The sequence below is a fragment of the Rhizobium sullae genome (assembly GCF_900169785.1).
In the GTDB taxonomy this organism is placed as follows: Bacteria; Pseudomonadota; Alphaproteobacteria; order Rhizobiales; family Rhizobiaceae; genus Rhizobium; species Rhizobium sullae.
Map to the genome: position 1 here is coordinate 180,560 of NZ_FWER01000009.1, position 13,337 is coordinate 193,896.

Sequence of the window (13,337 nt, forward strand, 5' to 3'; positions counted from 1 at the left end):
AAGGCATTCGGAACGGCGCATATGTTAGCCAGCAATTATGCACAGTCTGGCCCAATTGCACGAACGTCTCGCCGCCGCATTCGGCGCGGCCGCCAAACCGCATGATCCGCGGGCCGCAGACGATGTTTTGCCGCCGGCGCCAGCCGCCCCAAAGCAAAAGCATCCGCTGCGCACCCTTCTCTTTTACTGGCTCGGCGGCCTTGGCCTTCTTGCTGCGATCGCACTCCTTGCACTCGGGCAAGCGGGCGGACCTCCGCTGCTTTCCGCCGGCCTTGCGATCCTTGCCGTAGCGCTTGTCGGTTATGCATTGCTGGTGAAGCCGCGCCAGCGGGCCGGCAATCGGCCGCAAGCAATTGATGCAGCTGAACTTTTCGCCAATGTTCATGACGCCCTCGGCGACATAACGGTTACTCGTACCATCGATCGGCGGATCATCGGCGCCAATGCCACCTTTCGCCGGCTGACGGGCCGCCTGAAGCCGGAAGGCCAGACTTGCGAAGAAATCGGCATCGCCTTCCGCCCTGGCGCTGAGCCATATCGTTTCGATGTTGAGATCTCGACGCCGGAAGGCCAGCGCATCTTCGTCTGGCATGATGTCGTCACCCGCGATCCATCGAACGGCCGTCTGCTACTGCAGAGCGTCGCCCGTGACGTGACCGCCGAACATCTTTCAGCGCAGGCGCGCGAGGAGGCGCGCCAAAAGGCCGAATACAACAGTGCTGCAAAATCCCGCTTGCTCGCGACCGTCAGCCACGAGATCCGAACGCCACTGTCCGGCATCCTCGGGATGACTCACCTGCTTACGCAAGCGCAAATGACCCAGGAGCAGCAGAACTATATCGAGGGCATCCGTCAGTCAGGTCATGCGCTGACCCAACTTGTCGAAGACCTCCTCGATTTCTCGACGATCGAGGTCGGCCGCTTCCAGCTTCGTCCACGCACCGAATCGCTGCGCCAGCTACTGGAAAGCGTCGTCGAGATGCTGGCACATCGCGCCCACGAAAAAGGCATCGAGATCGGTGCGACGGTCTCTTCCGACGTGCCGGAATTCATGAGTTTCGATCCGGCACGACTGCGCCAAGTGCTCTTTAACGTCATCGGCAATGCAGTGAAGTTCACCCGGGCGGGCGGCGTCTTCATCCGCGTATCCTTGCGCGGTGACGACCTCATGATCACGGTGACAGACACCGGCCCGGGGATGACCGCGGAAGAGCAGGCCCGGATCTTCGGCGAATTCGAGCAGGGGGGAACCATGATGGAAAAGAGCGGCGGCACCGGGCTCGGGCTCACCATCTCCGCTCGCATCATGCGCGAATTCGGCGGTTCGCTGACCGTCGCCAGCGAAAAGGGCAAGGGCAGCGAATTCACGATCTGCTTTCCTGCAACCATTCCAGTAGAGGCTCGCGGCAGCTTCAAATCGCTGCTTGCCGGCAATATCGTGGTGCTTCTTGCGCCGGCTGGTGCCGCCCGCGCCGCAATCGCCGAGACCATCGTCGCGCTCGGCGGCGATTGCCATCTGGTGGCCGACGGCGAAAAAGCCCGGGAGACGCTTCTCAACATTGCGGGTAAGGGCCACCGCCCGACGGATATCATCATCGATCACCGCATGTCTGCCGAATTTACCGAACATCTTGCTGACCGCGTTGAAATTGCCGCGCTTGGCCTGCGCAAGACCCTTCTCGTCAATCCGGAAGAGCGTAACGCCTATCCGCTTGATCTCTTCGATGCCTGGCTTATCCGGCCCCTTCGCGAGCAATCGCTGATCGACGTGCTGCGTGGACGCATGCGCGGTATGGAAAAGCGCGATGCGCTTAACGACAACCAGCCTGGCTTCACCGCCGCCATTCCCGAAGCGAATATGCCGGGCGGGCTGAACATCCTGCTCGGAGAAGACGACCCGATCAATGCGATGCTCGTCCGTGCCATGCTGGAGAAGGGCGGACACAAGGTTCAGCATGTCGAAGACTTCGAGACCTTGCTGGATTGCGCACTTGCCGAAGGCAGCACTCGGCCCGACATCATCATCAGCGATCTCGCGATGCCGGGCGGCGAAGGAGTTGAAATGATTGGCCGGCTGCGCGGTCATGAGCGGCGGCTGCAAGTCGTTCCGGTGCCCGTCATTGTTCTGACCGCCGACAAACGCGACGAGTCGCGCCGTCAGGTCTTGCTTGCCGGTGCAAACCGCGTGATGCTGAAACCTGTCGATCCGATCCGGCTACTGACGGAAGTCCATGCCGTGGCAGCCCTTTCCGCCCGCCGAGCCGAAGCGCTCTGAGCGGGGTGACATAAGCGTCATTTTTCCGTAAAGTCCATGTCACTTTCCTGTCGCATAGAAGTGTTTTATGACGCGTTATGAGCCGGCAACGGGAGAATCATCATGTCCATCGACATCCTTAATCGCGACACAACGGCGGAGGTTTCTCGGCCTGCAGCGCCCGTCGCGCCGAAGGAAGGCGACGTCCTTGGCCGCATCGGCAACCTGGAGACCCGCCTTGCCCGCACTGCTCGCGAGATCGATGCTGCGCAGCATGTGCGTTACCGCGTTTTCGTTCAGGAAATGCAGGCGCAGCTTCCGCCAGAGGCCATGCGCCGCGAACGCGACGTCGACGCTTACGATGCATTCTGCGATCACCTTCTCGTTCTCGACCGGTCGATCGAAGGCGACAGCGAAGACCAGATCGTCGGCACTTACCGCCTGCTGCGCCAGGAGGTGGCGATGGCAAATGGCGGTTTTTACTCGGCTTCCGAATTCGCGATCGGCGAGCTTCTTGCTCGCCATCCGGACAAGCGCTTCATGGAACTCGGCCGCTCCTGCGTGCTGCCGGAATACCGCACGAAGCGCACAGTGGAACTTCTCTGGCAGGGCAACTGGGCCTATGCCCTGAGGCATGGCATGAGCGCCATGTTCGGCTGCGCTTCCTTCCCGGGTGTGCACCCTGAGAGCCATGCGTTGGCACTTTCCTTCCTGCATCACACAGTCCTCGCCAAGGACGAATGGGCGGTTGGCGCTCTGCCGGATCTGGCCCGGAGCATGGATCTGATGCCGCCGGAAGCCGTTAATCCGAAGAAGGCGCTGATGGCGCTTCCACCGCTGATCAAGGGCTATCTCCGCCTCGGCGCGATGGTCGGCTCCACGGCGGTGGTAGACCATGCGTTCAACACGACGGACGTACTAATCGTGCTGCCAATTTCCAGCATCTCAGATCGGTATCTGAATTACTACGGCGCCGACGCCGGCCGCTTCGCGAGCTGATTTTTCAGAAATTCAATCAAAGCTCGCCCCGAAAATTCGAGGCGAGCTTTTTTGTTGCCATCACCCCGCCGAATAAGCTGCGATGGCCGCCATGTTGACAATGTCGGAATCCTTGGCGCCCATCGAGGTGATCTGAACGGCTTTATCGAGGCCGACAAGGATCGGGCCGATGACCGTCGAGCCGCCGAGTTCCTGCAGCATCTTCGTCGAGATTGAAGCGGAGTGGAAGGCCGGCATGACCAGCACGTTGGCGGGAGCCGACAAGCGGCAGAACGGGTACTGCTCCATCACCTTGCGGTTCAGCGCCACGTCGGCGGCCATTTCGCCGTCGTACTCGAAATCGACGCGGCGCTTGTCAAGAATCTTCACCGCTTCACGAACGCGCTCGGAACGTTCGCCCGAAGGATGGCCGAAGGTGGAATAGGCAAGCAGTGCAACGCGCGGCTGGTAGCCCATGCGACGTGCAAGGCCTGCCGCTTCCTCGGCAATGTCGGCCAGCTCCTCTGCTGTGGGCATATCGTGCACCGCGGTATCCGCGACAAAGACAGTGCGACCGCGGACAAGCACCAGCGACACCCCGATAACACGGTGGCCCGGCTTCTCATCGATGCAGCGGCGCACATCTTCCAGCGCCGTCGAATAATTGCGCGTGATGCCGGTTACCATACCGTCCGCATCGCCGAGCGCCACCATCGTCGCGGCGAAATGATTCCGATCGTTATGGATTAGGCGCTGCGCGTCGCGGTGCAGATAACCCTTCCGCTGCAGCCGGGCATAAAGATAGTCGGTGTAGGCCTCGATGCGGGTCGATATGCGTGCATTGACGATCTCCAAGCCTGGCCGGTTGAGATCGATGCCGGCGCGCTCCGCTGTTGCACGGATCAGGTCTTCGCGGCCGAGAAGGAGTGCTGTGCCAAGCTGCTGGTTGGCGTAGGACATTGCCGCACGCATGACCTGCTCTTCTTCCGCTTCGGCAAAAACCATCCGTTTCGGACGGCGGCGCACCCGCTCGTAAAGGCTCGCAAGCGTCGAGGCGATCGGATCGCGCCTTGCCGATAGCTCACGGCGATAGCCGTCCATGTCGGTGATCACCTTGCGGGCGACACCAGTTTCGATCGCAGCTTCCGCCACGGCCGCCGGGATTGCCGAAATCAAGCGCGGATCGAAGGGTACCGGAATGATGTACTGCGCGCCGAAGCGCGGCCGGTTGCCCTGATAGGCTGCGACAACGTCGTCCGGCACATCCTCGCGGGCCAGATTGGCAAGCGCCTTGACGGCGGCAATCTTCATCGCGTCGTTGATCGTGGTGGCCCGCACGTCGAGTGCGCCGCGAAAGATGTATGGAAAGCCGAGAACGTTGTTGACCTGGTTCGGGTAGTCCGACCGTCCCGTTGCCATGATGGCGTCATCGCGGATGCGGGCGACTTCCTCCGGCGTGATTTCCGGATCGGGATTCGCCATCGCGAAGATGATCGGCCGGTCGGCCATCGAGCGGATCATTTCTTCAGAAAAGGCGCCCTTCTGCGACAAACCGAGCACGACATCGGCACCCTTCATCGCATCCGCTAGCGTGCGGGCCTTCGTCTTGACCGCGTGTGCCGATTTCCACTGGTTCATGCCTTCGGTGCGGCCCTGATAAATCGCACCCTTGGTGTCGACGAGGGTGATGTTCTCAGGCGCAAAACCCATCGACTTGATGAGTTCGACACAGGCGATTGCCGCAGCTCCTGCGCCATTGCAGACGAGTTTCGTCGTCTTCAGGTCACGTCCCGTCAACTCCAGGGCGTTGATGAGGCCGGCCGTTGCAATGATCGCCGTGCCGTGCTGGTCGTCGTGAAAGACCGGAATATCCATCAGCTCGCGCAGGCGCTGCTCGATGATGAAGCAGTCGGGCGCCTTGATGTCCTCCAGATTGATGCCGCCGAAGGAAGGCCCCAGAAACCGCACGCAGTTGATGAACTCGTCGACGTTTTCCGTGTCGACTTCGAGGTCGATGGAATCGACATCGGCAAAACGCTTGAAAAGGACGGATTTGCCTTCCATGACCGGCTTGGATGCCAAGGCGCCCAGATTGCCGAGACCGAGAATCGCCGTGCCATTGGAGATGACGGCTACCATATTGCCACGTGTCGTATAGTCGTAGGCAGTGCCCGGATCGGCGGCGATTGCCTTCACAGGCGCCGCGACGCCCGGCGAATACGCGAGCGACAGATCGCGCTGCGTCGCCATCGGCTTCGTCGGGTTGATTTCCAGCTTCCCGGGCCGTCCCATGGCGTGGAATTCAAGCGCTTCATTGTCGGTAACGGACGTCACCGGCCGTGGCTTCTTTTCGATATCAGGCATTCTTCCTCCAACGTCCTGTGGGTGACGCCTTGCTCTTCCTCAATGGCGGTTGTCATCTATAGCGGCGGGCGGCTAGGGTTGGCACCTGTTTTTTTGGAAAATTGCACCTCCGTGAACCAACGAATAGACGCCAGGAATGAAGCCTTTTCGGCTGCCGAGCTTGCCACGGAGGAAAGCCGTGCTTCGGCCACGCCGATGATAGAGCAATTCATCGAGATCAAGGCAAACAACCCCGACTCGCTGCTTTTCTATCGGATGGGCGATTTCTACGAATTGTTCTTCGAAGACGCCTTGGACGCCTCGCGCGCGCTTGGCATTACGCTCACGAAGCGCGGTCAGCACATGGGGCAGGATATCCCGATGTGCGGCGTTCCCGTGCATGCCGCAGACGACTATCTGCAGAAGCTGATCGGGCTCGGCTTCCGTGTCGCCGTCTGCGAACAGGTCGAAGACCCGGCGGAGGCGAAGAAGCGCGGCTCGAAATCCGTCGTCAAACGCGACGTCATTCGCCTTGTCACGCCGGGCACGATTACCGAAGAAAAGCTGCTATCACCCTCCGAATCGAACTATCTGATGGCGCTTACCCGGATTCGCGGCGCGAGCGAACCGCTGATGGCGCTGGCCTGGATCGATATTTCTACCGGCGTTTTCCGCCTCGCCGAGACGGAAGGTTCGCGGCTGCTTGCCGATATCCTGCGCATCGATCCGCGTGAACTGATCCTGCCGGATACCATGTTTCACGATCCCGAGCTGAAGCCGGTCTTCGACGTGCTTGGCCGCACTGCGGTTCCGCAGCCTTCCGTGCTTTTCGACAGTGCGACAGCAGAAACCCGCATCTCCCGCTATTTCGGCGTTTCGACGCTCGATGGCTTCGGCACCTTCTCCCGCGCCGAATTGGCAGCCGCCGCGGCAGCTGTTGCCTATGTCGAAAAGACTCAGATCGCCGAACGCCCGCCACTTGGCAAACCGGAGCGCGAAAGCGGCGCCTCGACGCTCTTCATCGATCCCGCGACCCGCGCCAACCTCGAGCTCGCCCGCACGCTTTCGGGGGACCGCAACGGTTCGCTGCTGAAAGCAATCGACCGGACGGTCACCGGCGGAGGAGCCCGCCTTCTCGCAGAACGGCTGATGTCACCGTTGACCGATCCTGACCGCATCAACGAGCGGCTGGATTCGATCGGCTTCCTGATGGAGGAGCCGAGGCTTTGCGGCGACCTGCGCGACGCGTTGAAGCACGTGCCGGATATGCCGCGCGCACTGTCCCGCCTCGCGCTTGACCGCGGCGGCCCGCGCGACCTCTGGGCGATCCGGCAAGGGCTTGGTGCTGCTTCGGATCTCGCGAAGCTGCTCGGCAATTCGCTTTTGCCGGAAGAGCTCGGTGCTGCACTTTCCGGCCTGCAGGCGCTGCCTTCATCTCTCGAATCTATGCTTACCAAGACTCTCGCCGACGAACTTCCACACTTGAAGCGCGATGGCGGTTTCCTGAGGGACGGCGCCAATGCCGAGCTTGACGAAGTGCGGGCGCTTCGCGATCAGTCGCGCCGGGTCATCGCCGGATTGCAATTGCAATATGCCGACGAGACCGGCATCAAGTCGCTGAAGATCAAGCACAACAATATCCTCGGCTATTTCATCGAAGTGACTGCCGGCAATGCCGGACCGATGACGGATACGGCGGAGGCCAAGGCACGTTTCATCCACCGTCAAACCATGGCGAATGCCATGCGCTTTACGACGACCGAGCTTGCCGACCTTGAAAGCCGGATCGCAAATGCCGCAGATCGCGCCTTGCAGATCGAGCTCGAAGCCTTCGAGCGGATGACGGCTGCCGTTGTCGCTGAAGCCGAGGCGATCAAGGCCGGCGCCCGCGCGCTTGCCGTCATCGACGTTGCCGCGGGTCTGGCACTGTTGGCCGAGGAGCAGGCCTATTGCCGCCCGCTCGTCGATGCTTCGAAGATGTTTATGATCGAAGGCGGACGCCACCCTGTTGTCGAACAGGCGCTGCGGCGCCAGTCTTCCGGACCCTTCGTCGCCAATAACTGCGATCTCTCACCTGTCGCGGACGGCAAGGATGGGGCGATCTGGTTGCTGACCGGTCCGAACATGGGCGGTAAGTCGACATTCCTGCGCCAGAACGCGCTGATCGCCATCCTGGCGCAGATGGGCTCCTTCGTATCCGCAACCTCCGCTCACATCGGCATCGTCGACCGGCTTTTCTCCCGTGTCGGCGCTTCTGACGATCTCGCCCGCGGTCGCTCGACCTTTATGGTGGAGATGGTCGAAACGGCGGCCATCCTCAACCAGGCGACCGATCGTTCGCTCGTCATCCTCGATGAAATCGGCCGCGGGACTGCAACGTTCGATGGGCTTTCGATCGCATGGGCTGCTGTCGAGCATTTGCACGAGGCGAACCGCTGCCGTGGCCTCTTCGCAACACATTTCCACGAACTGACGGTGCTATCTGAAAAGCTTGCCCGGCTATCGAACGCCACCATGCGCGTTAAGGAATGGGATGGCGATGTCATCTTCCTGCACGAGGTGGGACCGGGTGCGGCGGACCGTTCCTACGGCATCCAGGTTGCGCGTCTTGCAGGCCTGCCAGCGTCCGTCGTCGCGCGCGCCCGCGACGTGCTGACGCGCCTGGAAGATGCCGACCGCAAGAACCCGGCAAGCCAATTGATCGACGATCTGCCGCTCTTCCAAGTTGCCGTGCGGCGAGAGGATGCCAATCGCGGGCCGTCCAAGATCGAGGAAGCGTTAAGGGGAATGAGCCTCGACGACCTGACGCCGCGCGAGGCGCTTGACGCGCTTTATGAGCTGAAGAAAAAACTGAAATAGGAGCGCACCGATGTTCATGGAGGGCCTGCTGCGCGAGACCCAAAAGCTCGCCAATATCTTCACGGCGATGGAGGCGCTGCGCCTTGCCGACGAGCACGGCAATCCACGCGGCTGGGCCTCGCCCTTCGGCCTGTTGCAGATCACTAGGTGCTGCGCCATCATCTCCGATCTTGCCTTTTCGATCGCCAAGGCCGGCTATCGCGAATGCGACAAGGCAACGCTCGACGAAATCGCCAGCGAAACCCGCAAGGTTCTCTATTCGGTGAATGCGCAAGTCGGCGCTTGAGCGCCAGGCTTCCCGAACCTATCTGCGGCACAGCACCCCGCTCGATTGGCGTGGCAACACCTTTTCGCCAAAATTAAGGGTTCTTGCAGTATGAAGGCCCGTGTCAAACGCGGGGTAAAGAGGCTATAGCGCATGCAGACGAAACGAGACGCGGTCGCACCGCGCGAACAGGAAGCCGCTCCGCGCATGGCGACGATGAGTGACATCGATTTCTCGGAAATTCTCGACACGGCCCTTTTGCAAAAGCTCTGCGGCGCCGTTGCTGAAGCCAACAAGACCCGACCAGACGTCATGCGCTCCGACCTGCTTGCTGTGCTCAAAAAGGCAAGCGGCGACGGCCGCCAAAAGGCGTGCGCGCTTCTCTCTGCCGATGGCAGCGGGCTAAACTGCGCCCGGCGCATCTCCTGGCTGCAAGACCAGATCACGACGGCACTCTACGAGTTCGTCTGCGCATACGTGTTCCCGAAGCAGAAGGACAAGTTCGCCGTGACGGCGGTCGGCGGCTATGGCCGCGATACGCTGGCGCCGGGCTCCGATATCGACCTGCTCTTCCTCTTTCAGCCAAGGCCGGCAGAGGAGACGCACAAGGCTGTCGAGTTCATGCTCTATGTCCTCTGGGATATGGGCTTCAAGGTCGGCCACGCGACGAGGACGATCGAGGAGTGCATGGCGCTCTCCAGGTCCGACATGACGATCCGCACGGCGATCCTCGAGATGCGCTACATCTGCGGCCTGAAATCGCTGGCAACGGAACTCGAGACCCGTTTCGACAAGGAGATCGTGACCGGCACCGGCCCGGAATTCATTGCCGCCAAGCTTGCCGAGCGCGACGAGCGCCACCGCAAGGCAGGCGACACACGCTACCTCGTCGAACCCAACGTCAAGGAGGGCAAGGGCGGACTTCGCGATCTGCATACGCTCTTCTGGATTTCGAAATACTATTATCATGTCCGAGATACCGTCGAACTCGTCACGCTCGGCGTTCTCTCCAAGCATGAATACCGCGTTTTCGAAAAGGCCGACGATTTCCTATGGGCCGTGCGCTGCCACATGCACTTCTTGACGGGCAAGGCGGAGGAGCGGCTTTCCTTCGACATCCAGCGGGAGATTGCCGAAGCGCTCGGATATCATACGCGTCCCGGCCTTTCGGCCGTCGAGCGCTTCATGAAGCATTATTTCCTGGTGGCGAAGGACGTCGGCGACCTGACGCGCATCCTCTGCGCGGCGCTCGAAGATCAGCAGGCGAAATCAACGCCGGGGCTCACCGGTGTGATCAGCCGTTTTGCCCATCGCAGCCGCAAGATCGCCGGCAGCACCGAATTCGTAGAGGATCGCGGCCGCATCGCGCTTGCCAGCCCGGACGTGTTCAAGCACGATCCCGTCAGCATCATCCGTCTTTTCCATGTTGCTGATATCAATGGCCTCGAGTTCCATCCCGATGCACTGAAGCGGGTCACGCGATCGCTCAACCTCATCGACAACAAACTGCGCGAAAACGACGAGGCGAACCGCCTCTTCATGTCGATCCTCACCTCCAGGGGCGACCCAGCGCTCATTTTGCGTCGCATGAACGAAGCAGGTGTGCTCGGCCGCTTCATCCCGGAATTCGGCAAGATCGTCGCAATGATGCAGTTCAACATGTACCACCACTATACGGTGGATGAGCATCTGATCCGCACCGTCGATGTGCTCTCGGAAATCGACAAGGGCAAGGCCGACGACGTGCACCCGCTCGCCAACAAGCTGATGCCAGGGATCGAAGACCGGGAGGCTCTTTATGTCGCAGTCCTCCTTCATGACATCGCCAAGGGCCGCCAGGAAGACCATTCGATCGCCGGCGCGCGTGTAGCCCGCAAGCTCTGCGCACGCTTCGGCCTATCCCAAAAGCAGACGGAGCTCGTCGTTTGGCTGATCGAGGAGCATCTAACGATGTCCATGGTTGCCCAGACCCGAGACCTTACCGACCGCAAGACGATCACTGACTTCGCCGATCGCGTTCAATCGCTCGATCGCCTGAAGATGCTGCTGGTCCTGACGATCTGCGACATTCGTGCCGTCGGCCCCGGCGTCTGGAACGGCTGGAAGGGTCAGTTGTTGCGCACGCTCTATTACGAAACCGAACTGCTGCTTGCCGGCGGCTTTTCGGAGGTGTCGCGCAAGGAGCGCGCCAACTCCGCGGCCGAAGCGCTGTTCAATGCGCTTTCCGATTGGAGCCAGAAGGATCGTAAGACCTACAGCAAGCTCCACTACCAGCCTTACCTGCTTTCCGTGCCGCTGGAAGACCAGGTCCGTCACGCCCATTTCATCCGCCAGTCGGACAAGAACGGCCAGGCGCTCGCGACAACCGTGCGAACGGACAGTTTCCACGCGATCACCGAAATCACCGTTCTCTCGCCAGACCACCCGCGCCTGCTCGCCGTTATTGCCGGGGCATGTGCGGCCGCTGGCGCTAATATCGTCGATGCACAGATATTCACGACGTCGGACGGACGCGCACTGGATACGATCCATGTCAGCCGCGAATTCCAGGACGATGCCGACGAGCTTCGCCGCGCAGGCACGATCGGGCGCATGATCGAAGACGTGTTGTCGGGCCGCAAGCGGCTGCCGGAAGTCATCGCTACGCGTACGAAGAACCGCAAGAGGAGCAAGGCCTTCGTCATTCCGCCGTCGGTCAACATCACCAACAACCTGTCGAACAAGTTCACTGTCATCGAAGTCGAATGCCTTGACCGCACCGGCCTGCTTTCGGAAATCACCGCGATGCTTTCTGATCTTTCGCTCGACATCCAGTCCGCCCGCATCACCACCTTCGGCGAAAAGGTCATCGACACCTTCTATGTCACGGATCTCGTCGGTCAGAAGATCTCCAGCGACACCAAGCGGGCCAATATCACCGCCCGGCTGAAGGCCGTGATGGCCGGCGAAGAAGATGAGCTCCGCGAACGGATGCCCTCCGGCATCATCGCGCCCGCCGCCTCCGCGCGGACTTCGCCGCCGAGCGAAAAGAAAGTCGGGTCTACGGCATGAGTCTCGTCAAGAAATTCGCCACCGTCGGCGGCGCGACCCTCGGCAGCCGCATCTTCGGTTTTGCCCGCGAAACGCTGATGGCGGCGGCTCTCGGCACCGGCCCCATGGCTGACGTCTTCTACGCAGCCTTCCGCTTTCCCAACCTCTTCCGCCGGTTGTTTGCCGAAGGCGCCTTCAACGCTGCCTTCGTACCGCTCTTCGCCAAGGAGATCGAAGCGAACGGCACGGAAGGAGCAAAGCGGTTTTCGGAAGAGGTTTTCGGCGTGCTTTTTTCGGTGCTGCTGCTTATCACCATCGTGATGGAGCTTTGCATGCCGCTGCTTGTACGCTTCATCATCGCGCCGGGCTTTGCCGACGATCCGGACAAGTTCTCGATCACGATCCGCATGGCGGCGGTGATGTTCCCCTATCTCATGTGCATGTCGCTGACGGCGATGATGAGCGGCATGCTGAATTCGCTACACCACTTCTTCGCCGCAGCGGTCGCGCCGATCTTCCTCAATGTCGTGATGATTGGTGCGCTCTTCTACGCTCTCTATACCGGTGCGGAACCGCTCGCAACCGCCTGGTATCTCTCCTGGGGCGTGCTGGGGGCCGGTATCCTGCAGCTCGCCGTCGTCTATATCGGGGTCCTTCATGCAGGCATGAGCATCGGCTTTCGCTTTCCGCGCATGACGCCGAACGTCAAGCGGCTGCTGATCCTCGCAGTCCCCGCCGCAGTCACAGGCGGCATCACGCAGATCAACCAGCTGATCGGCCAGGCGATCGCCTCATCCCGCGACGGTGCCATCGCCGCCCTGCAATATGCGGATCGCATCTACCAGCTGCCGCTCGGCGTCGTTGGCGTTGCCGTCGGTGTCGTATTGCTGCCGGAGCTTGCCCGCGCTTTGAAGGGCGGCAATCTGCGTGAAGCCGGGAACCTGCAGAACCGTTCAATCGAATTCGTGCTGTTCCTGACGATCCCCGCGGCCTTCGCCCTTTGGGTCCTTGCCGACGAGATCATCCGCGTGCTTTACGAACGTGGAGCCTTCCATCAGGAGAACACAGCGCTCGTCGGTTCGATCCTCGCGATCTACGGCATCGGCCTGCCGGCCTTCGTGCTCATCAAGGCGTTGCAGCCGGGCTTCTATGCCCGCGAGGATACCAAGACGCCGATGCGCTTTTCGGCCGTTGCCGTCGGCGTTAACTGCGCCACGGCTCTGACGCTTTTCCCCTATCTCGGCGCACCGGGCATCGCGGTGGCGGAAGCAGCCGCCGGCTGGATCAGCACGGTATTGCTTTTCGCAACGCTGCTGCGCCGCGGCCATCTTAACTGGGAATGGGCGCTGGCCCGGCGGGCGGCTCTGCTCGTTGTATCGGCATCCGTGATGAGCGGCGGCATCGTTTTCCTGCAGCATCGCTGGGAACCGTGGCTCGCTTCCGGTGCCCATCTGGCGACCAAGGCCGGTACGCTCGCCCTTTTGATCGCCATTTCGATGATCGTCTATTTCGCGACCGCCTTTTTGATTGGCGGCGCCGATGTCGGCATGATCCGGCGAAACCTCAACCGAAAGCCTTCGCCCAAAGCCGAAGGATGAACCGCAGCCT

Annotated in this window: 7 protein-coding genes; 6 read left to right on the forward strand and 1 reads right to left on the reverse strand. The window is 61.1% G+C overall.

Annotated elements, in window-relative coordinates; translation table 11 throughout:
• Positions 1-37 precede the first annotated feature (37 nt).
• Together BN1800_RS10345 and olsB are read left to right on the forward strand one after the other, a co-directional pair.
• On the forward strand, positions 38-2,275 hold the full coding sequence (locus BN1800_RS10345; protein WP_027510806.1) for a hybrid sensor histidine kinase/response regulator: 2,238 nt from the start codon (positions 38-40) through the stop codon (positions 2,273-2,275).
• A gap of 99 nt (positions 2,276-2,374) precedes the next feature.
• Complete coding sequence (gene olsB / locus BN1800_RS10350; RefSeq protein ID WP_027510807.1) at positions 2,375-3,253, forward strand: l-ornithine N(alpha)-acyltransferase; 879 nt, start codon at positions 2,375-2,377, stop codon at positions 3,251-3,253.
• Positions 3,254-3,313: 60 nt separating this feature from the next.
• Here the strand turns inward: olsB and BN1800_RS10355 are convergent, their stop codons facing one another.
• Entirely contained in the window at positions 3,314-5,596 is a 2,283-nt protein-coding gene (locus BN1800_RS10355; RefSeq protein ID WP_027510808.1) for an NADP-dependent malic enzyme, read from the reverse strand.
• A gap of 111 nt (positions 5,597-5,707) precedes the next feature.
• On the opposite strand from BN1800_RS10355, the gene mutS reads away from it, so the two are divergent.
• From mutS to murJ, 4 genes are all read left to right on the forward strand, one after another.
• Positions 5,708-8,434, forward strand: a complete 2,727-nt coding sequence (gene mutS, locus BN1800_RS10360; protein ID WP_086997042.1) for a DNA mismatch repair protein MutS — start codon at positions 5,708-5,710, stop codon at positions 8,432-8,434.
• Positions 8,435-8,444: 10 nt separating this feature from the next.
• Positions 8,445-8,720 carry a hypothetical protein gene (locus BN1800_RS10365; RefSeq protein WP_027510810.1) on the forward strand — a complete coding sequence of 92 codons (276 nt, stop codon included), beginning with the start codon at positions 8,445-8,447 and terminating at the stop codon, positions 8,718-8,720.
• 132 nt (positions 8,721-8,852) lie between these two features.
• Positions 8,853-11,750 carry a [protein-PII] uridylyltransferase gene (locus tag BN1800_RS10370; RefSeq protein WP_086997045.1) on the forward strand — a complete coding sequence of 966 codons (2,898 nt, stop codon included), beginning with the start codon at positions 8,853-8,855 and terminating at the stop codon, positions 11,748-11,750.
• Entirely contained in the window at positions 11,747-13,327 is a 1,581-nt protein-coding gene (gene murJ / locus BN1800_RS10375) for a murein biosynthesis integral membrane protein MurJ (RefSeq protein ID WP_027510812.1), read from the forward strand. The genes BN1800_RS10370 and murJ overlap by 4 nt, the downstream gene beginning before the upstream one ends.
• Positions 13,328-13,337 lie beyond the last annotated feature (10 nt).